This is a genomic window from Legionella sp. 27cVA30 (assembly GCF_024160945.1).
Taxonomy (GTDB): domain Bacteria; phylum Pseudomonadota; class Gammaproteobacteria; order Legionellales; family Legionellaceae; genus Legionella_A; species Legionella_A septentrionalis.
Genome location: NZ_JAMYXK010000001.1, coordinates 468,138 through 494,190 on the forward strand (window position 1 = coordinate 468,138; position 26,053 = coordinate 494,190).

Below are 26,053 nucleotides of genomic sequence, written 5' to 3' on the forward strand. Positions count from 1 at the left end.
CACGGATTTAAAACGTTAACATTCTGCAAAACAAAAAAGCGTCAGTAAATCTTTTAAGTTTCTTACATGTAGGCTTTTGCTTCCATCCTCACATCGCTAATTTCTTCAGACTGAGGCTCGGCAACAGGGCTCCATAAAGATGGTTGCATGGAAGGTTCTGTTTCTTGCGTAAAATCTTTCTCATTTGTTGGCAGCATTTTCTGCAATTGCGCGTAACTGCTTGGGTAAGATGCATGTGTATTTTGCAGATGCTGCAATTTTTCCTGTTTAAACCGGTAAGCATTCCACAGCAATAAACTGCTTTGCAAGACCATTAAAGCCACGCCGATGGCGGGGTGCAAGCTGATGCCCACTGCCAGCAGCAACCCGCTGGCTAAAACCATGGTAAAAAGATTATAAAGCAGACTAAATATTAAATTTTGTTTGATATTCCCTACGGTTTTGTCGGAAATAACCAAACCGCTGACAATGCCTTTAAGCGAACCATTCTTGATGTCCGCACCCGCTTTATCAATTACATTGGTGTCAACGTGCTTGGAATGCACGGCAAAAGAAGCATCTGCGCTGCTGATGAATAATGCATCATTAGCACCATCGCCAACCACACAGACGCGCTTTTTCTGACTTTGCAACTGCTTGATGAGGGCAACTTTGCTGTTTTCCGGTGAATTGGAAGAAGTTTTACAATCGGCAACAATGTTATCCTCCGGAATATTTAAACGTGCGGCAAAACGGCTCACCGTTGCCCTCGCAGCTCCAGAAGCAATAAAAACTTCTTTTTTAAGTTTATCTTTTATCCAAGCAATGGTTTCCACGGCATCGTGGCGCAAGTCATCATTTAATCTAAAATAACCTACCAACTGTTTGCCTTGTGCTAAATAAACAATATGATCGCCGCATTCCGGCTTAATCATTTCTTCTAATTCTTCCGTATCAATTTCACAATCTTTCATAAGATTTTTATCACCCAGAATATATTCGGTTTTGGCAAACATTCCCATTACCCCCGAATGATGGGTCTTATCGATCGTCATCTCGGGCATTGCCGCTGATTTTTCTTTTTCGGAAAACTCATGAATGGCTTGTCCAAACGGATGGGATGAATCTTTCTCAAGTTCGGAACACAAGGCGAGCAAATCCTCACGGCTTAAACTGCAATTTTTTAAGATAGTAAACGACTGCACGGAAGGCATGCCTTTGGTTAACGTGCCATTTAAATCAAATACCACACAATCAATGTTGGCAGATTCTTGCAAGGCCAGCGCACTTTTAAATTCCACTCCATGTTCAGCCGCTTTGCGCACTCCAAAACGAATCGAGAGCGGAATAATGAATCCAATTGTACACGGGCAAGCTGAAACCAGGACGGCAACAGCACATTTTATGGCAAGGGCAACCGGAAAAAAGACGCTGACGATCGCAGCAGACACTACAGCTAACAACAACACGGCAGGGATAAAATATTGCAAAACGGCAGTAGCAGTCGTTTCTAATGGTGCTTTTGTTGCTAAAGCGTGCGCTACTCCTTCGTCCATCTTCGCTACGTTGGAATCGTTGGCAGTGGATGTCGCACGTAAATACAAGTCTGGGGCGTTGGCTGCAAGGCGCATGCCAGCAAGCAAATTTTCCTGCAAAGACACTAACCGGGGCACGTACGCGCCGGTTTCAATGCTATCGTCAATCAGGCTCTCTTGTTCCTCACTCGTTCCATCAACAGGAATGTATTCGCCAGCCTTTAATAAAATCAAATCTCCCGCTTTTACAGCTGCCAATGGTTTCTCGACTACTGAACTTTCAATTAAGACTCTCACCGTTTTGGGAATGCGGTCTTTAAAATTAACGGCAACACCCGTCGAAGCCTTGATGGATTCCTCAATGGCAACACCCAAGTGTCTGAAGCCAAAGATTAATAATCCTGCTTCAAACATCATGGGCAGCCAGGGAACAAAAAATGCTATGGCAGACACCACCAATACTGTAAGCGTGCTGAGCGCAAACAACGTATCCATAGTCAGCGCGCGCGTCTTAAACAATTTTTTAGCAGCGTCCCAATAAGATTCAGCTCCCATTAACAAGGTGAGAATCGTGCTGAATACGCCGATAGCAATCATGGCTGCCAAAGGCAATGTGATCCCAAGCATCGATAAAGCAAGCAAAATGATGCCGCCACTGATGCCAATGCTTCCCCAGATCCAATGGGCGCGTAAAATCTTACGGAAAAACCTGCCAAACCCGGATTCAACAGGCGTCAGGGCGGGTTTGGCTGAAATGAGGGATGCGGTAAAACCTTTTTCAGAGAGAGTAGCAACTACAAATTTCTCTATGCTCTCTGCAGGGATATGAGAATATGCTTTAATGGTCAGTTTCTTAGTAAGAAGATCAAACGAGCATTCTTTAAAATATTGTTCAGCATTTTCTTTTAATGCTTCATCAATCTTACTGACGCATCCGACGCATTTAGCCCCAGAAACTTCAAATTCGTAAAAGAGTGTGTTCATTTCAGTTTCGGATGCTTTCATTAAAAAATACTATGCCTCCATTTTTCGGATCATTCCATGCACGCGCTCGGAACGAGCGATCGCTACCTGAGCTTGCTCTGCCAAAGTTCGCGAAGTAAATGGCCCCATCATGACTCGATACCAATTGCCTTGCTGTGGAGTAGCAGCCAATACCACATTTACGTCATAACCTTTTAAAGTCAATACAGCTTTCATCCGCTCAGCGTCTTGTTTGTTTTTAAACGATGCAATTTGCACCAAATAAGTTTCTTTATGCGCAGCAGTAGCCTGCGCAGGAGGAGGAACTTTTTTTTGTGCGATTGACGGTAACGGTATCGCAGGTTTTGGCGCGCTTTGTACTGCAACTTGGGCAGCGTTTGCTAGTGTTTTAGCGGTGCTCGTTGCAGAAGAAGCTGGAGCTGTATTAACCGTAATTGCAGGGTGGGCCGCTGCCGGATTATTGCTATGGACTGAAGCAGTCGCAGCTGCCGGAACTGCTGTCTGCTCCTTGGCTAACAGCGTATAAAACTCGAATTTGGGCTTAGGCAGTTGCGATTGTGCCAACTGCTTGGTTGAAGTGGGCTGTGGCTTGGAATGTTGTGCTGTCATGCGCTGCTGCAGCCAGGTGCCTAGCTGCTCAATACTAAAAACCAGCGAACTTAAATATCCGCAGCAAAACGATACCAACACCAGCATGAGTTGCTTCGGCGTGTTGCTGCTTTTTCTTGGTTTACTTCTTTTACCGTAATCTCTAGCCATTACTTACCTGCTATTCCCTTGATTGAATCAGGGTATCTCACATACTCTCCGGAGCAGATACACCCAATATTTGCATACCATTGCGTAATACTTGACGTACAGCAGTTAATAAACACAGCCGCGCAGAGCGAAGTGTTTCAGGCTCACACAAAAGCGGTACAGCATTGTAATAGCTATGTAATCCATTTGCCAACTCACGCAAATAATAAGCTATCTGGTGCGGTTCACAAGTTCTTGCTGCAATTTCAACAACTTCAGGGTAACGGCTTAACAATGATATCAAATTGGCTTCTTGTGGTTCGGCTAAAAGGTTAATATGAGCCAACCCTAAGTTTTCATCCCAGCTTAAGTTGCGCTCGCGAAGCTGCCTTAAAACACTACTGATGCGTGCATGCGCATATTGGATATAATAAACAGGGTTATCATTGGATTGCGATTTAGCCAAATCCAAATCAAAATCCATGTGTTGCTCAGGCTTGCGCATGACGTAAAAGAAACGCGCCGCATCATTGCCTACTTCCTCACGCAATTCGCGCAGTGTTACAAAAGAACCGCTGCGGGTAGACATTTGTACCCGGCTTTCGCCGCGATACAGGATAGCAAATTGCACTAATAACACGTCCAGAGCGTTGTCATCATGCCCAAGAGCATTCACAGCCGCCTTTACCCGCGTGACATAGCCATGATGATCGGCACCAAAAATATCAATCACACGATCAAAGCCTCGATCATATTTATTCCAATGGTAGGCTACATCGGAAGCAAAATACGTAGTTTGCCCGTTGGCGCGAATAAGCACCCTGTCTTTTTCATCGCCAAAAGCAGTTGCACGAAACCATAATGCTCCGTTTTGCTCGTAGGTGTGCCCTGCATCGTTTAAAGCTTGGATGCCTTTGCCGATTGAGCCATCATCCAATAGAGATTGTTCGGAAAACCAGCGGTCATACTCCACCCCGAATTCCGCCAAATCATCCTTAATATCAGCCAAAACGGAATGTAAAGCTTCCTGGTGGAAAAGAGCGAAGCCTGCGCTACCCAAGTGTTTTTGTGCAGAACGGATGAGGGCGTCGATGTAAAGTTCTTTATCGCCCCCCTGGGGTTCATCAGGCGGCAAATCCATGCTGACCACATACCAACTGTGCACATAATCACGGCCATGGTTTTCCAGTATGTGTTGGGCAATGGCATGCACATAATCGCCACGGTAGCCATTGGCAGGAAACACGATGTCCTCGCCTGCCAAACCTAAATAACGCAGCCAAACGCTTACGGCAAGAATATTCATTTGCCGCCCTGCATCATTTACATAATATTCGCGGCTTACATTAAATCCTGCAGCCATCAGCAAATTGGCCAAGGTGGCGCCAAAAGCGGCGCTGCGGCCATGCCCCACGTGCAGTGGGCCTGTGGGATTGGCTGAAACGTATTCTAAAATTATTTTCTGCCCTTGGCCTAACTGGCTTTGGCCAAATTTTTCACCTTGCATCAACACTTGCGCTATGGTTTGCGCTCGCTCCAGAGCGCGCATGAAAAAATTGATAAAGCCTGGACCTGCTATATCGATGCGCTCTACCAAGGGATGCTCGGGAATGGATTCAACCAGGCGCTCAGCCAGTTTTCGCGGGTTTTCGCCACACGGCTTGGCCAGTATTAAAGCTAGATTCGTGGCAAAATCGCCATGTTTTTCATCTTTAGTCCGCTCCACTTTAACTTCAACCGCAAATTCTTGCGGAACAATCCCTGCTTGTTGCAGCGTCCTTACGGCTAGATGCAATAATTCCTCAACCGTTCCTTTCATAACTTTTAATCATCTAAAAAGAGATTATTATGCGCTTTTTTGCATCAGTTGCAAAGGATTGAGTGCGACATCCTTTAAAAGCCCCGCTTAAACTTGATACTTGCCACTCATTCAATGGCTTCATAGCTGCGTTTTACATAACCATCTTGCGACAGCAAAATAGCTATGGGACGCGTAGCATCAAAATGTGCAAATATGATCATCATCATGACCGTGATAGGTACGGAAAGAAACATCCCCAGCACGCCCCAAATGCTCCCCCAAAAACCCAAGGCAATTAGAATCACCAATGGACTTAAGTTTAATGATTTGCTTAAGAAACGCGGCTCGACAATATTGCCGATGATGAATTGCACTAAAATAATCCCAGAAGTAACGATGATAAAAGGCAGCCAGGTTGTAAATTGAATAAGCGCCAGCAAGGCAGGAAAAGCAGTAGCGAGGATGGCGCCGATATTGGGGATGTAATTTAAAAAGAAAATGAGCAATGCCCAAAATTCTGCAAAATCAAGATCAACCAATTTCATGATAATCCAGCTGGCCGTTGCCGTGATTAAACTTAAAAGAGTTTTCAATCCTAAATAAGTTTGCGTATCCTTCACGATGTGGGAAAGAATGCTGTCCACCAGTTGCCTATGCCCAAGCTGCGGAAACAGCGCATTCATTTTTTGACGAAAATAATGTTGTTCTACAAATAAAAAGACAATATACAAGGAAATTAACACTGCCGAACTGGTCAAGGTGGTGAACACGCCGTAAATATTGACCGCCAGCGCTTGCATGTTCAAATCTTTGAAAATTCCATCCATGGTCATCATGGTTTTAATGCCATAACGGGCATCCAGCCGATTTAAAATACCCGATAAATTCTCTTGATACCGTGGTGAAGCTGTGATTACCTCATTGACATTATTGGAAATAATATGGACAAGGATACTGCCCAATACAGCCACTATAACAAAGGCAAGCAACATGCTTAGCCAATTCGGCAAACGCGCTCCAACTAAGGGCGTGCGCTCGATCGCATTGTAAATGGTATTTAAAAAATTCCATATAAAAAGAGCGATGATGAGCGGAATCAATATTCCCCGCCCTGCAATCAATAAATAACCAATCAACCACACCGTGAGCAATCCTGCGGCAAATGTAATGGTACGATTCATATATTGACTCATTTCGTCTGTTGCTTTTTTCCTGTTATTATTAATGTTTTTTAATATAAATCATACCGTGTTAAGCAAATCTTGCGAATCCTTACCCGGGGTTGGCCCCACCTTGGCTAGCAAACTGGCCAAATGCGGCATTGTGACCATTCAGGATTTATTGTTTCATCTGCCGTATCGTTATCAAGACCGCACGCGGATTACTCCCATTGCTGATTTGCGTGCGAATGAATGGTGCGTCATTGCAGGGCGCGTAGTGAAAACGGATATTAAATACGGCAAACGCATGATGCTTTATTGCTATGTCGAGGACAAAAGCGGCATCTTGAAATTGCGCTTCTTTCATTTTAACAAACAACAAGCAAAGCTCTTGAATGAAAGTCACATGATCCGTGCGTTCGGCGAGGTACGAGAATTTGCAAATCAATTGGAAATGATTCATCCAGAATATCAGTTGCTGCAACAAGAAGCAGAATGCCTGGTTGAAGAAAATTTTACCCCGATTTACCCAACCACGCAGGGATTGACGCAAACGCGCTTGCGACAGTTGGTAAAAAAAGCCCTAAGCCTTACTAAAGAAGAGTGCAACTTGCTTGAATGGATGCAGCCTCAACAATTACAACAGCATAATTTTCCACCGCTCTTCGCCGCTTTGGAAAACTTGCACAATCCCCCGCCAGAAGTTCCTATCAAGCATTTGGAAGAAGGGACCCACCCTTCTTTGCAACGGCTGGTATTTGACGAGCTGCTCGCACAGCGGCTTAGCATGACATTCGCCAAACAACAACGCTCGGCATGGTCAGCGCCGGCATTAGCCATGCAAGACTCCATTAAAGAGCAATTTTTAAAAATGTTGCCTTTTTCCCTGACCCATGCGCAAGTGCGCGTAAGTCATGAAATTGCACAAGATTTAACGCTGCCGAAACCCATGCTGCGTCTGGTGCAAGGTGATGTAGGAGCCGGGAAAACAATTATTGCCGCATTGGCTGCATTACAAGCCATAGCAAATGGCTATCAAGTGGCGCTTATGGCGCCCACCGATCTTCTTAGCGAACAACACGCGCAAAATTTAATGAGTTGGTTTAACGCTTTAGACATTTCAGTGCATCGTTTAAGCGGTAAAATGAAACATAGTGAACGCAAAAAAACACTGGCCGCCCTTGCAGACCATCGATGCAATTTGATCATTGGCACCCACGCGCTGTTTCAGGAAGAAGTACATTTTTCCCGTCTTGGGCTTGTGATCATCGACGAGCAACATCGCTTTGGAGTTGAGCAGCGCTTGTTGTTGCAACAAAAAGGGCAAAGTAACGAATTATCACCGCATCAATTATTAATGACTGCCACCCCTATTCCAAGAACACTGGCGATGACGCAGTTTGCCCATCTGGATATTTCCGTTTTGGATGAATTGCCGCCAGGACGCACTCCGGTTGTTACCGCCGTCATCAACCAGGAAAAAAGGCAGCTTGTTATAGCACGATTGCAGGAAGCCATTGCCAATGGCCGGCAAGTATATTGGGTTTGCACCCTCATCACAGACTCGGAAAAATTGCAGTGCATGGCAGCCATCGCGACAGCGCAAAATTTGCAAGAACAATTACCTGGAATAAAAATTGGGCTGGTGCATGGGCGCATGAAAAGCCGGGAAAAAGAACAGACCATGGCTGCCTTTAAACAAGGAGAAATTGATTTATTGGTTGCTACCACCGTAATTGAAGTGGGTGTGGATGTAGCAAATGCCAGCTTAATGATCATTGAAAACGCCGAGCGCTTGGGGCTATCGCAACTGCATCAGTTACGGGGGCGGGTAGGCCGCGGCCACACGCAGTCGCATTGCCTGCTTCTCTATCAAGCCCCCTTATCCTTAACTGCCAAACAACGCCTTGAAGTAATGCGCTCGACTTGTGATGGATTCTTAATTGCGGAAAAAGACTTGCAATTGCGCGGTGCCGGAGAAGTTCTAGGAACAAGGCAAACCGGTTACCACCAATTCAAGATTGCCAACTTGCAACGGGATCATGCTCTGCTCCCGCTTCTATCACCCATAGCAAACGAACTCATACACACACAACCCGCCTTGGCGCGGCACATAGCCAAGCGTTGGCTGGGGAATTTTGAAATTTTCTTACAGGGATAAAAAAATTAAAAAAGCAAGAGTGTTTTTTTAATTTTTCTCTGCTAATATGGCGTGTCTCTTTATTTTTCAACTTGTGGATAACTTTTTTATTCCATTTCTGCCAAAATACCCTGATTCCTTTCATTTTTATCTTAACTCTTTTGCCTATAAGCATTTTTTAGATGTCTACCCTTTTTATTTTCAGGTCAGTTATTCACAAAAACTGTGGATAACTCTGTGTAACAATTGTAAAAAGCCTATTAAAAGCAAGAGATGACTTGACCCGCCCTGCTGCTTGTTACACTATTCTTCTACCTTGATTGATACAAAATAAAACCATGCAAAAACAGGAGCGGTATTCTCAAGCCAAAAAAGTCACTTTAACCGGCGCTCTTGTTAATGCCTTTCTCGGCTTAATTAAAATTATCGGCGGCATTGCCTATCACTCCCACGCTTTGTTTGCTGATGGCATCCATTCTTTTTCTGATTTATTTACTGATATTATGGTGGTCTTCGCTTCAAAATACGGCAGTCAGGAAGCAGACTCCTCCCATCCTTATGGTCATCAAAGGATCGAGACTGCAGCAACTTTCCTGTTGGCGCTTCTTTTAGTGTTAGCCGGTGCAGGCATCGCCTGGGACGCCCTGGATGAAATCATCAAACAAAGCCATGATATGCCAGGGGTTTTAACGCTCCCCATTACCCTGCTTTCCATAGCAGCCAATGAGATTCTTTTTCATTATACTCATCATATAGCCAAGCGTATTCATTCCGATCTTATCATTGCCAATGCCTGGCATCATCGTTCCGATGCTGCTTCATCCATCGTAGTATTAATCGGTTTGCTCGGTAGTATGGCCGGTTATCTTTATTTGGATGCCGCCGCAGCCATTATCGTCGGATTAATGATTGTAAAAATGGGCTTAAGTTATGGATGGAACAGCATCAAAGAATTGGTAGACACAGCGATCGATCCTGTCCAGCTGGCCGAAATCGAACATGTCATCAGACAAGTGGATGGCGTATGGAAGATTCACCAATTACGTAGCCGTTCCATGGGCCGCGATGTATATGTTGACGTACACATTTTGGTGGCACCCCATATATCCGTATCGGAGGGACATTTCATTGCCCAACATGTGCATCATGCTTTATTAAAGCAAATGCCGCAAGTTAAAGATGTCACTGTACACGTTGACCCTGAAGATGACGAAACCGTATGTCCGTCCATGCATTTACCTAACCGCGGCACGCTTGAGCAAGAATTTTTATTACCCTTGCAAGCCCAGTTTCCCTGCATTGATTCCTGGGTCTTACATTATCTCGATGGGAAGTTAATAATTGACCTGTTTTGCCATGACCATGTGAATGTCAAACAAATTTTGCAGGATTGCAGCCAAGCCAGAACAGCCAAGCAGTACCCGATAAGTGACATACGCCTCTTTACCACAACCGGCAAATGCTAGTAGACATATAGAGTTAATAACTTATATAGTAAATTAATTAATAAGTGGGTATTGAGCTTCCCATGCTATGGAAAATGACACTGCATCCGGCGAATAACCAAGGATTTTTACGCCTGCAATTCTTATGCTTCTTTATCCTTATCTTATTAAAATCATACACGGTTTCTGCCGCTGCAAGTGACTCGCTGCCAATTTCACCCAACTGGAAAACTGCTACCAATACTTATACATTTGCAGAATTGGGTTGGGATAATAAAGTTACCTTAAACGGCTATGCGCCTGTTCATACTTTTTATCTACCCATTGCAAAAAAGATAAATCCTCAAAAAGCAATCTTGCACTTGAAAGTTAATTTTTCACCGTTATTGAGTGAAGAAACACGGCTGGATATTAAATTCAACGATACTATTTTGCGCAGAATCTCATTACCGGCGGATGTTACCCAAGAACTAAGCTTGGATATTGAATTGCCGCCAAGCCAATTTTCCAAGGATTGGCAAGCATTAGAATTCATGGCATACCTTGCCGGAAGCGCCAATTTATGTAACCCCAATCTCTGGATTTATATTTCACCCGAAAGCAGCATTACCATTACCAGCATTTCCACACCATTTTCAGCATCCTTAAATCAGTTGCCTGGATTATTCGTCAATCCTGCAACTTTGGGACCAGTGCCACTCATGTTGCTATTACCTCCGCAAACTAATCAACAAGAAATCTTTTCTTTGCTAAACCTCTCGCTGCACCTTGGGTCATTAAGTAATAACCGCAAAATTATGCTCAATGTGAAAAGCATTTCTGAATTGACAACAGAAGAAAAGAATCAAAATTTGATTTTAATCGGGATTATCGAACATTTAGGCTTGAACACGCTCACGTCTTCCATACTGGCAAAACCCGCCATCCGTGGCAATCAACAGCAAAATTCCGGCTTTCTAATGCTTGCACCTTCTCCTTTTAATAATCTATACGGCTTGTTAACCATCACCGGGAATAATTTTGCAGCATTGCATAAAGCAATCGAGGCACTTTTTATGCCGGAGTTTAGCCAAATGGCCACCGGGCAAACTGCGATAGTCCATCAAGTTAAACAAAATGATGAAGAAAAAGTGATACCAAATTGGTATCAAACCTCGCTAAAAAAATTGGGTTATCCCGATCAGAGTGTCTCAGGATTGGGTAAACATAAACTCACTTACGATATACCGCTACCTAATAATCGCACCCCCACCGGCTCCAAAGTAAAGACCTACATAACCGCTCCCGGATTTACCGGGAAAGACAGCTCGCAGATTACCTTGTTGGTGAATGGCTTGAAACAATCATCCTTTATTTTGACGCAGGAACATTCAGCCTGGAACGTCGATATTGATGTTGACGCCATGAAGCCTGGTGTTAACACCCTGGAATACATCATTAATCTACACCTTAAGGATGAACGTTGCACATTGATCAATTATGATCAAGTCTGGGCGACCATCCATTCTGAAACCCAGTTTGATACGCTGTTTTTTGAGAAATTTCCGCAAGCCACGCTAAATCAGCTGCCAGTACCGTTTGCTAAGGAAATCACGCTGGTAGTGCCCGCGCAACTCTCGAAGCAAGACATAAGTAATTTAACCCATTTTATGTTTACGTTTGGCAGGCTCATGCAGCCAAACTTTATTTCTTTTAATTTTCTGGATAGTGCCACGGCTACTGAAGAATATATCCGCACCCATAATATTATTCTTTACGGGACAGCAGCGAAAAACCCCTGGGTGCAATTTGCCTTTGATTACATGCCATTTCGCCTTAAGAATAATGAACGCAATTTAATGCTTTCACAAAAAACTCTTACTCTTGAAGGACAAAATGCGACCGGGCTACTTGAACTCGTTTCTTCACCCTGGAGCGAAACTCATGCCGTATTTTTAATGAGCGGTACAGATGAGGCTGGTCTAGCACAAGCAGTCAACACATTTACTGATGATAAATTGCGCAATGACCTCAATGGCAACATCGCCCTGATCAATTCAGACCATTCCGTACAAATCATAAACAGTGATGATGCGCGCTATATCCCTTTAAAAAACCAGGTTTGGCTTCATATTAAGAATTGGGCTAGAAATAGCTTATTTTACGTAACACATCATCCACAAGTATTTATTTACCTCTTTGTCTTTCTCGTCCCACTTTACATCTATCTGCGTCGGCGCAAAAAACAATGACAACGTATGATGAATAAATTAATTGCATTCATTTTGGGATTGCTCGCATTCGCTATCAATGCCTCACCCTCTTTACAGGAAATTTTTCCTGCAACTCATAATAAACTCGTGCCGTCAAACCTTTGGCTCACAAATAAAAAACCTTACCCCACTAATGCATGGTTTATAAATTTTGCTCTAATTAATAAGGGCTTAAATGAACCAGTTAATGTTTCCCCCTATTTGCTAAAAATCAGCAAGCAAGGCATAGGCTTGAGTTATTCCTCCCCTCACACTTATGCAGAAATTGCGTATCCAAATATTATTTCAGCACTTTTTTACCAGTATGAAGATCAATTAACCTTGGGTTGCCAAGAGGACATGGACGATTTTGGCTTGCGTTCTTATCACGGGATGCAGGTAATGCTGCAATGGACAAACCCGCAGCATAAAAAAATTAACGCCCCCATCATCCAAGGTTCTCCTTATCTTACCGAAGTGTTTACCGAAACGACACCTAAGCTCACTAGCCGGTTTAAATGGTTGAGTATCAATAAACAACCGCAGCAAGCGCAGCCATTAAAAGAAACCAATCGCTTTGAAATCAAATTGGCGCTTGATGAAACCAATACGCAAACGTGGATCATGTACAGTGAGTATCCCATCTCCTTCACATGGACTACTGGCCGTGACGGGGAAACGCTACTGGCCACCAAAGAATACTCAGGATGGATAAGACTCATCCTGCAAGCGGATACTCCTCAGGGAATTAACAATGATGAGTCTATTCTTGATGCGTATAGCCAAACCATTCCCCTGGATTATAAACAAAATTATTTGCTTACTGATAAGAGTTTAATTTATTCATGGTCTTGGCAGACACAAGATGGCAAACCTCCCCTCATGCTTTCCCTGCCGCATCAACGCAGCCGTTTAATGGAAATTGTCCCTGTGCATTATTGGGGCATGAAAGGGTTGCTGGCGGCGCAAACACAAAAAGATTGGCACATAGAACTCCCACGATTGCCTATTTTATTCCTAGAGCCTAAAACGCTGTCACCCGCACAAATAACCATTCTGCGCCAATCGCTTAAAGTTGAGGCCACTGCCTTCATAAAAGATAAATTTCCTAGCGAGGGCCCCTACCTTACTGGAAAACGGATGGCTCGCATAGCCAGACTGATTCTTATTGCCGATTATTTGCATGCTTTCGACCTCATGCATGAGATGCTTGCCCGCCTTGAATTAATATTAGAAGAAAAAATGCTGGGGCAATCATCCTGGTTTTTTCAGTATGATGAAACTTGGGGTGGAATTATACCTAGCCAGGACGACTATGGCGCCCGCCATTACAATGATCACCATTATCACTATGGTTACTGGGTATATGCTTTTGCAGTACTGGCAAAATTTGACCCCCAATGGCTCAATACACCTCTTAAAACAAAATCTTTTACTCCCAGGGAATGGATCAATAATCTTATCCTTGATTACGCAAATAAAGATCCTAATAACCCATATTTTCCTCTGCAGCGACATCAGGATGACTATGCGGGACATTCCTGGGCATCAGGCTTAACGGCAACTGCGGCAGGGCAAAATCAACAATCCAGCAGTGAAGCCGTACATGCTTACTACGCGTTAGCATTATATGCCAAAGCAATACAAGATAAAGACACGTATGCCTGGGCATGCTTTCTTATGGGAAGAGAACTAAGAGCAGCACAATTATATTGGCAAATTGCCGCCAATAATTCCGTTTACAGTGAACAATTTAAGAAAAATAATCAGGTCGTTGGAAATTTATGGGCCAGTAAAGTCGATGCTAATGCTTATTTTGTAAGCTGTACAAACGCTTATCGATGTGGGTTGCAATATTCTTTTGGCATGCAAATGTTACCTTTTACAGCGATCACCAGATATTTATTGCATAAAGATTGGCTGCTGCATGCCTCGCCCGCTATCCGGGGGTTGATTAGCGGGAAATTGGCGAAGGTGGAGCCGGCATGGCGATGGATATTAATAAAAGGAATTGCCCCTATCCTGAATAAAGAAGAAAAAATAGTTTTTTTTCAACAGGCTGTAGATTCAAAACCGGATGAATATGATAATGGAGATTCAAAAACAAATACCTTATATTTTCTAATTGATGAATAATTTATTCATAAAAAGAATGGGATGCTTTCTCACCTCCCGCCTGATTATTTTTTCTATAGTATTAATTTTTTGTAGCCAGCAAACCGCATCTGCCAAACCCGCAGAAATAATCCCGACAGGCAAAAGTGCAATAACTTTTTCATTGCCACAAAACGCGCAAAAAGCGCTAGAAGAAAACTTACCCGTCGCCAATGATGCCTATCCTCACCCGGCAAACCAAAGCCAATGGCTGCATACCATCCTCTATTATCTCCTTTTAGGCATGGCACTTTCCGGAACCATCCCAGTCATTACTTTTTTTATAGAATATAACCTCGCCGGATTACATGTTTTCGTAAACCATCTCAGGAAATGCAAGGATTATTGCCCACAGACGGCTGTCATCATCCCAGCCTGGAATGAAGGCCAAGTGCTCGAACATACCATCAATATTTTATTAAAAATTGATTACCCTCTTGCAGCCTTACGTTTATATATCATTGATGATGGCAGCACGGATAATACTCAGGAAATTTTAAGCCGCAAGCAACAGGAATTTCCGGAAAATGTCTTTCATGTGCGCAAGGAGGGAGGAGGAAAAGGCAAAGCTTATGCTGTTAATTATGGATTGGATGTTGCTCTTGCTGATCCATGGACAGAGGCAGTTTTGCTGATTGATGCAGACATTTCCTTCAAAAAAGATGCTTTAAGGCGCATGACTAGACATTTATCTGATCCCGAAGTGGGAGCTGTCACAGCGTATATTAAAGTTGGGAACCGCAATACCAATTACATCACCCGCTCCATTGGCTATGAGTATATCGTATCGCAATCTATTGCCCGCAGAGCGCAAAATGTAATGGGGGTTGTGGCCTGCCTGGCTGGCGGCGCACAATTGCATACCCGTGCCAATATTGAAGCTCTAGGCGGGCATATCGATACATCGACATTAGCTGAAGATACCTATACCACCTTGGCAACGCAAAAGCTTGGCAAGCAGGTAATTTATGAGGGCAATGCCTTCGTTTATGCCGAAGAACCCACCACAATACTTGAATTATGGAAACAACGGTTTCGCTGGGCCCGGGGCAACTTGCAAATCACCAAAGCATTCAAAGGCGTTTGGTTTCGCAGTAAATATTCTGGCTTAGGAAGTTATTTTTTTGGCGTCATCTGGTTTTGCGTATTGTTAACACCCATAATCATGATCACTTCGGCACTGGGTTTGGTTGGACTTTACTTTCTTAATAAACAACACTCAGCCCATATCTTCTTTTACTTAGCTTCAGTCAGTCTTTTTGTTTATCTCTATACCACTCTTTTTGCCATCATAGTCGATAGAAGAACTTCGCGTCTAAGTTGGTTTGAGGGCATCGTCTATCCGGGGCTCATTGCCCTCACCATCTTGTTTTTTTCCATAAATCCCACATTTTTCTTTTATTTGATCAATACCTTATTTGCCTACGATAACCCGGATAAGATTAATAATGGTCTACTTTTATTTATGGAAGCGTGGAGTGCATTATGCATGTTTTTTTCCTGGATCGTATTTCGTCTTGAATACGCTGGGGTATCACCGCGAATAACCAATTTCTTATTAATCATCATCGGCTATGGCCCTTTTTTATGTTTAATTAATTTCGCAGCCTACATTGCTGAAATTAAACAACCCAATCTTCGCTGGGACAAAACAGAAAAAAGAAGTTCTAAAAGAATCATACGTTACCACCCACCACCCGTTAAGAATTATCAATTTGATCAGGCTATTGCCCGTGATATTCAAAGGGAATATCGAATTTTCTGCCGTGAACTCGTCAGCCTAGGACTGGTTGCCTTATTTTTTTTATTTCTTAATTACATATAACTTATGAAATTAATTTACCTGTTTATTCTATTTTTCTTCCAATCCCTTCATGCAGAAAGCATCATTTTATGCGATGTAAATAATGGCCTTAATTTAATAAATAGAACTTACTACTCCCCTGCACAAATCGAAAGTATATTAAATTCCTGCGATAAAATTTCACCCAATGCGCCCTCTGTTTTATTGCTGCATGGTTTATTCGCCAGAAAAAACCAGCAAAATGAGCAAGCTGTCATTTGGCTGCAAAAGGCAATGCTTGCAGCTCCTGATAATCTTCCCATCATCCTGGAATTGGCAACAACTTATGAATTGATGAAGCAATGGAATAAAGCTCAGGAATTGTATGGATTAATTTTGGCAAAAAGCCCCGAGGACAGGGCAGCATTATTGGGTTTAGCCAGAATATTTCGTCTGCAAAAGCAATACGACAAAGCTTGGGCAATTTATAAAAAATTTTTACTGGTTGATCCGCATGATACCGATGCATTAAATGGCATGGGCTGGATAAGTTCGGCACAAAATGATTTAGCTAGGGCAACAAATTATTTCGAAGAAACTTTAAAAATACAGCCGGAAAATGAGGAAGCATTAACCGCACTTAAGAATATCAAACTGACTGAGCTACAAAAACAAGGCCCCCCAATTTTATGCGATGCAACTCAAGGATTAAATTTATTAAACCAGCAAAAGGCATCGACTCAGCAAATTAATCAAATCTTAGAACAATGCAGCGTAAGTAAAATTGAGAATGCCGACACCTTATTACTGCGGGGTTTACTGGCAAGAAGAGAGGCTTTGCAAAACAACCACTATAACGATGCACTCTTCTGGCTAAAAAAAGCTGCTGCTTTTTCCTCGCAACTCAATCAAAACATTTATCTTGAATTAGCGATAACTTATGAATGGGCAAACCAATTTAATGATGCCTTGCTGATTTATCAGCATATCTTGTTAAGGCTCCCGGAAAATAGACTAGCCTTATTGGGTAAAGCACGCACGCTTAAGGCACTAAAAGAATTCAATGAAGCACGCAAAATCTATCAACAATTACTCATTAAAAACCCAAGAGATCTGGATGCTTTAAACGGCATGGGCTGGCTTGAATTAGCACAAAACCAGACTGAATTGGCAAAGCAATTCTTCAAAAAAAGCTTAAGCATCAACCCGGCAAACCAGGATGCCAACCGCGGATTAAAAGAAAGTGCACATAAAATACAGGTAGCAAATGTCGCGCCGACTGTTAGCTTGTGTGACGCCGACGAAGGGCTTATCCTTCTCAATGCAGCAAATCCGCCTTTCCAAAAAATTCAAAAAATATTGGCGCGCTGCGATCGAAATACGCCGAATCAAGTCTCCAATTTATTATTGCATGGCTTATTGGCCCGCCATGTTGCCCTGCAAACAGGTGATTATCAACATGCCATCACCTGGCTAACCAAAGCAGCGCAATATGCGCTGCCTGCCAATGACCTGCCCGCTTTGGAATTAGCAACTACCTATGAATGGGCAGGCGAATTTAATAAATCTTTAGCACTTTATCAGTTAATCCTCGCTAAAAGCCCGAATAACCGCGCGGCGCTACTAGGTAAAGCAAGGGTTTTGCGTTTTTCCTATCAAATCGAACCATCTTTACAAATTTATCGACAATTACTGATTGCCTCACCTAATAACAAAGAAGCATTAATAGGGCTTGGCGAAGCTTATATGGCAAATTACGAATTCGATAAAGCCAATGTAGTATTTAATAGGGTTTTAACGCTTGATCCCGATGATCAACAGGTAAAAAAGGATTTAAGCCTTCTCGCCAAAGCCACTAAAAACATGCTCGATTTCACCATAGGGGATTATCGGGTGCCTCCAGAGCATGCCAACGGATTTAATTTGAATTATTTCCGCAATCTCAATGCTACTGATGGCTTAACCCTTTATGCTACGCATAACACGAGACAGATTGAAAGCAATTTTGGCATTGGCCCCACTCTTTTGCCTAATAACAGTCTATTAATCGGCTACCAACATCTGGTACCGCAGCAACATGGTTGGCAAGTGAGTTACGATGCCCGGCAACATGACCACTTACCCTTTGAACATCGGTTGTTCGGTGCAGCGAACTTGTTTCTGCAAAAAAATTTGGAATGGTATGGCGGATTACGCCTCATTTTTCCTGATATCTGGAATACACAATTATTAACTTCGGGTATGACGGTGTATACAAATTTACCAGTCAATGTGTCTCTTACCGGATTTTGGGCATTCCAAGAAATTGGGGGTTACAATTCTTCTTACTCTTTGGACTTTAGCAAAGAATATAACAACCATCTTTTTTATAATTTTGGCTCGGCTTACCTGGTGGAACAAAAAAGCATGGAAATACATGGCCGCTTGATCTTCCCTGTTTCCCAAAATCAGGCTTTAATGGTTCAGGGTTCACATTATTTCTTTAATGACAGTACGTTTATTAACGCCGGATGGCGTGTATATTGGGCATAGCATAGGGAGCTGCGATGAAAATTTTAATTACGGGCGCAGGCGGAGCAGCCGCAGTGAGCGTCTGGAAAAGCCTGTCACAACCGCATGAATTGGTCATGGCTGATATAGACCCTTGTGCAGCAGGCTTATACCTTGTTCCTGCAAAAAATAGGGTTATTATTCCCGCCGGCAAGGATCCCGGGTTTGCCTCTACCTTACTTAAGCTTTGTTTACAACACTCAATCGAGTTACTCATCCCGACAGTTGATGCAGAATTATCCCATATTGCCAAACATAAAGCAGATTTCACGGCAGCAGGGATAAAAATACCCTTAAGTCCTCTGCCCTGCTTGGAATTATGCCGTGATAAATATAAGTTATTGAATTTTTGTAAAGAAACTGGTGTGACACCTGCTTTCCAATTATATGATGAAGGATTTAATGCCTCACAATTCAATTTCCCCTGTTTTGCAAAACCACGCATGGGTGCTGGCTCCCATGGAGCTACAATGATTGCGAATCCTTCCGCCTTAAACCGTCTTCCTAAAGACGGAAGTTATATCATTCAAGAATTACTCCCCGGTGATGAATATTCGGTGGATGTGTATGTAAGCACGACAGGCCATGTTTTGGCTGCAGTACCTCGTTTAAGAATGAAAATTGATTCTGGGATTGCTGTTGCTTCGCAAACCAAAAATAATCCTGAATTAATCGAAAAAGCGTTAAATATCGCCCAAAAGACAGGGATAACCTACGTAGCAAACATACAATTTAAAGCTAATGCCAGTAAAGAATTCAAGCTCTTGGAAATAAACCCAAGATTCCCTGGAACATTACCCTTAACCGCAGCCGCCGGAATTGATATCCCCAAATTGCTTATTGATGATTTACTGGGCAAACCTTTAGGCGCATCCTTGCTTCCCTTCAGGGAATTAATGGTAGTGCGTTATTGGACAGAGCATTTTTTTGCAATCGATGAATGGAAGGCACTATGCCAGATTTAAATCTTTGGCTGATACGCCATGGTGAAACGGAAGTAAATTCTGGTACCTGGAGTAAAACACCTAATGAAACGTGTTTAACTGCACGCGGCATAGAACAAGCCCGAAAAAGTGCTGCGCAAATTCTTAGGCAGCCGGATTTATTTATTGTTTCTCCTGTAATCCGTGCCCAACAAACCAGTGAATTTTTTACGCAAAAGTGGCCGAAAACGCCTACGATTAATTTGCCCATTCAAGAGTTTGCGTATTTATCATCACAACGACTTGGCGAACTGAGTCAAGCCGAAATTCAAGCTAATATCAAAGAATATTGGCAGAAATGTGATCCTCTTTTTTGTGACGGTAAGGATGCAGAATCCTTTGCCGATTTTTTAAAGCGCGTATTTGCTTTTTACCAGGCAGTATTAAAAATGAGAGGTTTTGTCATAGCCATTGGACATGGCCAATTTTTTAAGGCTTTTCAATTAGGCTTAACCCACTCATTTACTCCTGATGCAAACTGGATGCGTTTATTTCGTAAACTGGAAACTTTAAACCCCATTATGAATGGTGAAATAATTAAATTGGATTTGTAATCGAACTTAAGAGTGACCGCATAAGGACATAACTTGAAAAAATTCTATAAAATTTTACTCATCGAACCGGATCTTGCTCTTGCTCAAAAGATCATAGAATGGATACAACCAAAGGCAGAGATAACCCATGTAGCAGATAACCAGGAAGCTAAAAAACAAGCGGTTATTAGGGATTGGGACTTGGTGATTACCGATATTAATGTATCTGAAATCAATGATCTCCATATTACAAGGTTAGTAAAAAAATCCAACCCCTCCACAGCCATTTTAATCATTGCAGAAAATATTAAAGTGGATTTTATTTTAACAGCCATGAAGTATCATGCTGATGGCTTATTTTTTAAGCCGCTGGATAAAAAAGAATTTGTAACACGTGCCTTAGAATTAGCCGAAGAATCAAAATTAAAAAAAGCTAAAAATAATAAAGTTGTTCTCGCCATAGGCGCACATCCTGATGATGTAGAATTTGGCTGCGGCGGAACTTTGGCGCGCTTAAAATCCGAAGGCAGTGATATTAATATCCTGACTTTAAGTATGGGGGGATTTGGTGGGGATCCGGAAGTTAGAAAGCGAGAAGCACAAAAAGCGGCACAACTTCAAGGTGCAAAACTTTTTTTAGGCGATTTTTTTGACACCAAAATAGATAATGGTATAGAAACGATTCAGTTTATTGAAACCGTGGTTGAGCAAGTCAAACCGACGCATGTGTACACGCATTCTATCTTCGATTACCACCAGGATCACAGAAGCACTTATCAGGCAACAGTCATCGCATGCCGTACCGTACCCAATTTATTCAGCTATCTGTCTCCGTCAAGCACCGTTGATTTTAGGCCTAATGTTTTTATCAACATCGATAAGTTTATAAAAAAGAAGCAAGAAGCCATTGCTGTCTATACCAGTCAAATGGACATTCGCCAATATTTAAAGCCGGAAATGATTCGTGCTATTGCTCTTTACTGGGGACGATTTAATAATTACAGCTTAGTTGAACCCATGGAAATTATTAAAGAAGCATTATAGAAATTGGTAGCAGGAATACCACCGAAAGATTATTTGTGCCATTACCCTTATCTTTACCCATGACGAGCCTTCTTTTCTATCTAATATGCAGTAAAAAAGAATAAATTCCCCTTGCTAAATAAAATGTGCGAAAATATTATTTAACAGGCAAATTATTCTTGTGTGCAATTCTTTTCATAACTGCCATAACATTTACTTTTAATGCCCTCAAATTTGTTCTTAGGATTACAGAAACATGGCAACTTCCACCCTAAAACTTTTTTTTGCTCTAAGCATACTGGCCGTCATCTTGCTAGCCGGCTGGTACCCTTTCAAAAAACGCAAACACCATGGCGAACATTTTGATTTTCCTTTAGGTGAAACCTTGGCTACCGGCGTTTTTCTGGGTGCGGCACTGTTGCATATGCTTCCTGAATCCAATGCCATGTTCAACGCCATGGGTTATGAGTACCCTTTCGCTTATATTATTACCGGACTTACTTTTCTGATTTTCTTATGGTTTGAGCATCTTGGCAAAGAACTCTATCATCATCATGATGGCAATCATCCTGCATTTGCCTTACTCGCCTGGCTCATGTTGTCCATCCACTCTTTGGTGCTTGCTACTGCCTTGGGATTTACCCATGATTTATCCGTAATCATCATGCTTTTCCTCGCCATCATCACCCATAAATGGGCGGAGAGTTTTGCCATTGCCGTACAATTGAATAAAAGTTCATTATCTACCCGGCAAAGCTTAATCTTTTTTCTGATTTTTGCATTAATGACGCCATTAGGTATATTTTTAGGCTGGTATTTTGAGCAGGGAGTTGAAACCAATTCTTTATTTGATCCAATCCTGGTTTCCATTTCTGCAGGGACGTTTTTATACCTGGGGACATTGCATGGTCTGGAGCGCTGTGTCATGGTAGAGCGCTGCTGTAATCTGCGCGACTTTAGTTTTGTCATCATTGGATTTTTACTCATGGCATCGGTGGCTGCTTATGTTTGATTTAATTCATCAAGAACCAATCATCTTGGCTTCAGGGTCAAAAAGCAGGCAACATTTGCTTAAAAGCGTGGGGCTGGATTTTAAAATCATCCCGTCAGGGGTTGATGAAACAGCGGTAAAAAATGATTTTAAGAAAGATTGGTTATCATTGGCAGTAACACTTGCCCATGAGAAAGCCTTGACTGTCAGCAAACGTTTTCCTGATACTGCTGTTATTGCGGCCGATCAATTGTGCATACTGGATAATGAGTATTTTGACAAACCGATTACCCATGCCAATGCAGTGGGCCAGCTGCAGCGGTTGAGTGGGAAAAAACACCAATTATTCACAGCCGTTTGTATAGCCAAAAATAACCGAATTATCTGGCAGCAGGAAGAATGCCCCGAACTGACCATGCATACACTTAGCATGTCAACCATTCAAGCTTACCTTTACCAGGAGCAACCTTACCAAAGTTGCGGCTCATATCATTACGAAGGCATGGCCAAATGGTTATTCAAGGAAGTTAGCGGTGCGGAAAGCACCATCATGGGTTTACCCTTGCAATCTTTGGTCAATGCGTTGCTTTCCCTGGAAATAGTGACTATCGCGTAAATGCGCACCCTTTAGCCTGCAACGGTTTAAAGGATGCTGGCACGAATCGATAAATTAGCCTGCATACGGCCTTGGCCGCAAAATTAGTTTCACTTCTTGAGTTTTTCCATACCACCCATGTATGGACGCAAAACAGATGGGATGACAATATTTCCTTCCTTATCCTGATAATTTTCCATAATAGCAACTAAAGTACGGCCTACGGCCAAGCCGGAGCCATTTAATGTATGCACCAGTGCCATTTCCCCTGTTTCAGGATGCCGATACCGGGCTTGCATGCGCCTAGCTTGAAAAGATTCCATATTGCTGCAAGATGAAATTTCCCGGTAGGTATTTTGGCTGGGCAACCAGACTTCCAAATCATAGGTTTTGGCAGAAGCAGCACCTAAGTCCCCGGTACACAAACTCATGACCCGATAGGGTAGCCGCAAATGCTTGAGAATAGATTCTGCATGGCTTGTTAATTGTTCAAGCGCTTCATAAGACTGTTCCGCTGTTGTTATCCAGACCAATTCAACTTTTTCAAATTGATGCTGACGGATCATGCCTTTGGTGTCTTTACCATAAGAACCTGCTTCACTGCGAAAACAAGGAGAATGGCAAACATAACGTATGGGAAAAGCCTGTGCATCAACAATGGTATTACGTACCGTATTGGTAACCGGGATTTCAGCAGTGGATGCCAGATAATATCCCTGCTCACCGGCGAGCTTAAATAAATCTTCTTCAAATTTCGGCAATTGGCCGGTACCGAGTAAACTCTCTGCATTGACAATATACGGTACATAAATTTCCTGATAATTGTGCTCGCGGATGTGGAGATCCAGCATGAATTGAATGAGGGCGCGGTGCAGTCTGGCTAATTCTGACCTTAATACTACAAAGCGGCTGCCTGTGATTTTAGCAGCCATGGCAAAATCCATCTGGCCTAATGCTTCCCCTAATTCATCATGGGAACGAACTGGAAAATCAAACGTGGGGATATCTCCCCAGCGGCGTACTTCTTGATTGCCTTTTTCATCCTCCCCTACCGGCACAGAAGCATGCGGCAAGTTAGGCAGGCTTAAACTCATGGCTTCAATCTGCTGCAAGACATTATCCAAAAGAGCTTTTTTTTCTTCCAGCTCAGCGCTAATGCGGGTGACTTCTGCACGCATAGGCGTGATGTCTTCATTCCGTGCTTTCGCCTGGCCAATTTCTTTGGAACGTTGATTGCGTTCATTTTGCAGCGCTTGCGTGGCTACCTGTAACGCTTTTCTCTGCTCTTCAAGAGTTTTAAATTTTTCCACAGTAAAATTAAAACCACGCAGCTTTAATCGTTGTGCAACCAGTTCGGGATTATTACGTAACAAATGGGGATCCAGCATGTCAATCAACCTCTGCTAACCATTGCAATATACGGCCACTGCCAATTTTTTCTTGAAAATAATTTAGCACTGCATTTATCCGGCTGGGTTCATCAAAAAACTCGATCACCATCGGTAAATCCATATGTAAATCCAAAAAACGCGCTTCACGCGTTTTCCCACTGCTGCCAAAGCCTTTTACACCGCGGAATAAAGTGGCGCCTTTAATATGTTGCTCATGCAGGTAAGTAAATATTTCATTCAACAAGGGTGAATCTTCACTAAGATAAATTCGGGCTATCTTGACTTCCATTATACTCCCCCAAGCCAACGTCCAGATTGTATACCTATCAATACCAATAACAGAGTCATGCAATTGTTAAGCATAATATTTAACACTGCACCAAGCCATTGGCCATTTTCATAAAGTACCCAAGTTTCCCAGGCATAACTGGAAAATGTAGTGTATGCGCCTAAAAAACCCACAACCCAAAACAAACGCCAGTGCGCCTGGTCAGCATAACGTTCTAAGAACAAATGCATGAGCAAACCAATTAAAAATGAGCCCAGGCAATTAACCAGTAAAGTTCCCACTGGGAAACGCGTCTTCAGCAAGGTTTGACTTAGAAATACAGTGCCAAAACGTGAAAGCGCGCCTAATGCGCCACCGCTAGCAACAGCAATAGCGGCAGAGAACCACATTATCTTACTATACCGCGGGTTGATTGATTAAGAGCATCAATCATCGGCACAACCTCAGGGCAATCCTTCTGTAATACCTCAAGTTCGGCTATGGCTTGCTGAACTGTCAATCCTTTACGGAAGATGATCTTATAAGCCCGGCGCAAACAATCAATCGCAGCGGAAGAAAATCCGCGACGGCGTAAACCCACCGTATTGATGCCGCAAGCTGAAGTGGAATGTCCGGCAATCATTACATAGGGTAATACATCCTTGGTCACATACGTAGCGCGTGCAATAAAAGCATAAGCGCCAATATGGCAAAATTGGTGTACCGCCGCGTATGCGCCAATATTGGCATAATCCTGCACGATCACATGCCCGGATAAAGCTGAATAATTCACCATAATGACATGATTGCCCACCATGCAATCGTGACCGATGTGGGTATATGCCATTAAAAAATTATCATTCCCCAAACGAGTCAAGCCACCGCCTTTGACAGTACCGCGGCTTATCATGCAAAACTCGCGAATGATATTATTATCCCCGATTTCAAGTCTGGTCGGCTCGCCTTTATAAGTAATATCTTGTGGTTCATCACCCACAGAGGCAAACTGAAAAATCTTATTATTTTTACCAATGACGGTTGGTCCCTGGATAACCACATGCGGACCTACCCAAGTATCCTCGCCAATTTCAACATCAGCACCAATAATGGTGCCTGGGCCTACTGTTACGCCTTTAGCCAGCTTTGCTGAAGGATGGATTATTGCATTCTCACTTATCACTTTTTATTTCCTTCGCCGCACTCATTAATTCCGCAGAACAAGCCAGTTTATCACCAACATAAGCTTCACCTTGCATACGCCAAAAATCTCGTTTCTGCCCTATCAGCTTAACTTCAAGCCGCAATTGATCGCCCGGGGTAACCACTTGCTTAAATCTGGCTTTGTCAATTCCGGCAAAAAAATATAAAAATTCATGACCTTCCGAAGCCGTGCGCGACAAATTGGATAAGATTGCACTGGCTTGCGCCAATGATTCCAGCATTAAAACCCCAGGCATAATTGGATTACCCGGGAAGTGCCCTGTAAAAAAAGGCTCGTTAATGGTTACATTTTTTATCGCCACCAAATAATCGAATTCCTTATAATCCAAAACCTTATCCACTAGAATGAAGGGATACCGATGAGGCAGTAACTTCAGAACTTTATTAATATCCACAGATCCATTCATAACTTATGTCTCGCTTGGTTCTTAAGTTTATTAACCTAATTATGTTAAAGGTGACACAGAGCATCACATGCTCAAATTTCAGTAATTTGTATTTACATCATCACTGCCCACTAAGGAGGAATAAAATCAAAGAGGAACAAC

General features: G+C 42.7%; 20 protein-coding genes. 11 read left to right on the forward strand and 9 right to left on the reverse strand.

The window, feature by feature from the left end:
• Positions 1-62: 62 nt before the first annotated feature.
• The 4 genes from NKV53_RS02035 to NKV53_RS02050 form a co-directional block, all read right to left on the reverse strand.
• Positions 63-2,498, reverse strand: coding sequence for a cation-translocating P-type ATPase (locus NKV53_RS02035; protein ID WP_253350604.1), 2,436 nt, complete (start codon positions 2,496-2,498; stop codon positions 63-65).
• A 30-nt stretch (positions 2,499-2,528) separates the two neighbouring features.
• Complete coding sequence (locus NKV53_RS02040; protein WP_126954674.1) at positions 2,529-3,257, reverse strand: SPOR domain-containing protein; 729 nt, start codon at positions 3,255-3,257, stop codon at positions 2,529-2,531.
• A 37-nt stretch (positions 3,258-3,294) separates the two neighbouring features.
• A complete protein-coding gene (argS, locus tag NKV53_RS02045) occupies positions 3,295-5,055 on the reverse strand; it encodes an arginine--tRNA ligase (protein WP_126954673.1) in 1,761 nt (586 codons plus the stop codon).
• Positions 5,056-5,162: 107 nt separating this feature from the next.
• Positions 5,163-6,218, reverse strand: a complete 1,056-nt coding sequence (locus NKV53_RS02050; protein WP_126954672.1) for an AI-2E family transporter — start codon at positions 6,216-6,218, stop codon at positions 5,163-5,165.
• Between the two features lie 67 nt (positions 6,219-6,285).
• Between NKV53_RS02050 and recG the strand changes: the two genes are divergently transcribed.
• The 11 genes from recG (at position 6,286) to NKV53_RS02105 (ending at position 22,646) form a co-directional block, all read left to right on the forward strand.
• Positions 6,286-8,358, forward strand: coding sequence for an ATP-dependent DNA helicase RecG (gene recG / locus NKV53_RS02055; RefSeq protein ID WP_126954678.1), 2,073 nt, complete (start codon positions 6,286-6,288; stop codon positions 8,356-8,358).
• Between the two features lie 317 nt (positions 8,359-8,675).
• Complete coding sequence (locus NKV53_RS02060; protein WP_253350605.1) at positions 8,676-9,803, forward strand: cation diffusion facilitator family transporter; 1,128 nt, start codon at positions 8,676-8,678, stop codon at positions 9,801-9,803.
• A 62-nt stretch (positions 9,804-9,865) separates the two neighbouring features.
• Positions 9,866-12,013, forward strand: coding sequence for a cellulose biosynthesis cyclic di-GMP-binding regulatory protein BcsB (locus NKV53_RS02065; protein ID WP_253350606.1), 2,148 nt, complete (start codon positions 9,866-9,868; stop codon positions 12,011-12,013).
• 6 nt (positions 12,014-12,019) lie between these two features.
• Positions 12,020-14,149: a glycosyl hydrolase gene (locus NKV53_RS02070; protein WP_126954669.1), complete on the forward strand. Its 2,130-nt coding sequence runs from the start codon at positions 12,020-12,022 to the stop codon at positions 14,147-14,149.
• Positions 14,142-15,992: a glycosyltransferase gene (locus NKV53_RS02075; RefSeq protein ID WP_253350607.1), complete on the forward strand. Its 1,851-nt coding sequence runs from the start codon at positions 14,142-14,144 to the stop codon at positions 15,990-15,992. The genes NKV53_RS02070 and NKV53_RS02075 overlap by 8 nt, the downstream gene beginning before the upstream one ends.
• Positions 15,993-15,995: 3 nt before the next feature.
• Positions 15,996-18,482 carry a tetratricopeptide repeat protein gene (locus NKV53_RS02080; protein WP_127032385.1) on the forward strand — a complete coding sequence of 829 codons (2,487 nt, stop codon included), beginning with the start codon at positions 15,996-15,998 and terminating at the stop codon, positions 18,480-18,482.
• A 14-nt stretch (positions 18,483-18,496) separates the two neighbouring features.
• On the forward strand, positions 18,497-19,465 hold the full coding sequence (locus tag NKV53_RS02085; RefSeq protein ID WP_253350609.1) for an ATP-grasp domain-containing protein: 969 nt from the start codon (positions 18,497-18,499) through the stop codon (positions 19,463-19,465).
• Entirely contained in the window at positions 19,453-20,037 is a 585-nt protein-coding gene (locus NKV53_RS02090) for a phosphoglycerate mutase family protein (RefSeq protein WP_126954665.1), read from the forward strand. Before NKV53_RS02085 ends, NKV53_RS02090 begins: the two co-directional genes overlap by 13 nt.
• A 33-nt stretch (positions 20,038-20,070) precedes the next feature.
• The gene (locus tag NKV53_RS02095) at positions 20,071-21,060 is read left to right on the forward strand and encodes a PIG-L family deacetylase (protein WP_126954664.1); all 990 of its coding nucleotides are present in this window, start codon (positions 20,071-20,073) and stop codon (positions 21,058-21,060) included.
• A 235-nt stretch (positions 21,061-21,295) separates the two neighbouring features.
• Positions 21,296-22,051, forward strand: coding sequence for a ZIP family metal transporter (locus tag NKV53_RS02100; RefSeq protein WP_126954663.1), 756 nt, complete (start codon positions 21,296-21,298; stop codon positions 22,049-22,051).
• Positions 22,044-22,646, forward strand: coding sequence for a nucleoside triphosphate pyrophosphatase (locus NKV53_RS02105; protein WP_253350611.1), 603 nt, complete (start codon positions 22,044-22,046; stop codon positions 22,644-22,646). The genes NKV53_RS02100 and NKV53_RS02105 overlap by 8 nt, the downstream gene beginning before the upstream one ends.
• 89 nt (positions 22,647-22,735) lie before the next feature.
• Here NKV53_RS02105 and serS read toward each other — a convergent pair whose 3' ends face one another.
• From serS to fabZ, 5 genes are read right to left on the reverse strand one after another with little or no spacing between them, the layout of a single operon-like run.
• A complete protein-coding gene (gene serS, locus NKV53_RS02110; protein ID WP_126954661.1) occupies positions 22,736-24,013 on the reverse strand; it encodes a serine--tRNA ligase in 1,278 nt (425 codons plus the stop codon).
• 1 nt (position 24,014) lies between these two features.
• A complete protein-coding gene (locus NKV53_RS02115; protein ID WP_126954660.1) occupies positions 24,015-24,305 on the reverse strand; it encodes a DUF190 domain-containing protein in 291 nt (96 codons plus the stop codon).
• Positions 24,305-24,694, reverse strand: a complete 390-nt coding sequence (gene crcB, locus NKV53_RS02120) for a fluoride efflux transporter CrcB (protein ID WP_126954659.1) — start codon at positions 24,692-24,694, stop codon at positions 24,305-24,307. Before crcB ends, NKV53_RS02115 begins: the two co-directional genes overlap by 1 nt.
• Positions 24,694-25,464 (reverse strand): acyl-ACP--UDP-N-acetylglucosamine O-acyltransferase, encoded by a 771-nt coding sequence (gene lpxA / locus NKV53_RS02125; protein ID WP_126954658.1) that lies wholly within the window; start codon positions 25,462-25,464, stop codon positions 24,694-24,696. The genes crcB and lpxA overlap by 1 nt, the downstream gene beginning before the upstream one ends.
• Positions 25,454-25,912 carry a 3-hydroxyacyl-ACP dehydratase FabZ gene (gene fabZ, locus NKV53_RS02130; RefSeq protein ID WP_126954657.1) on the reverse strand — a complete coding sequence of 153 codons (459 nt, stop codon included), beginning with the start codon at positions 25,910-25,912 and terminating at the stop codon, positions 25,454-25,456. Before fabZ ends, lpxA begins: the two co-directional genes overlap by 11 nt.
• Positions 25,913-26,053: the final 141 nt, after the last annotated feature.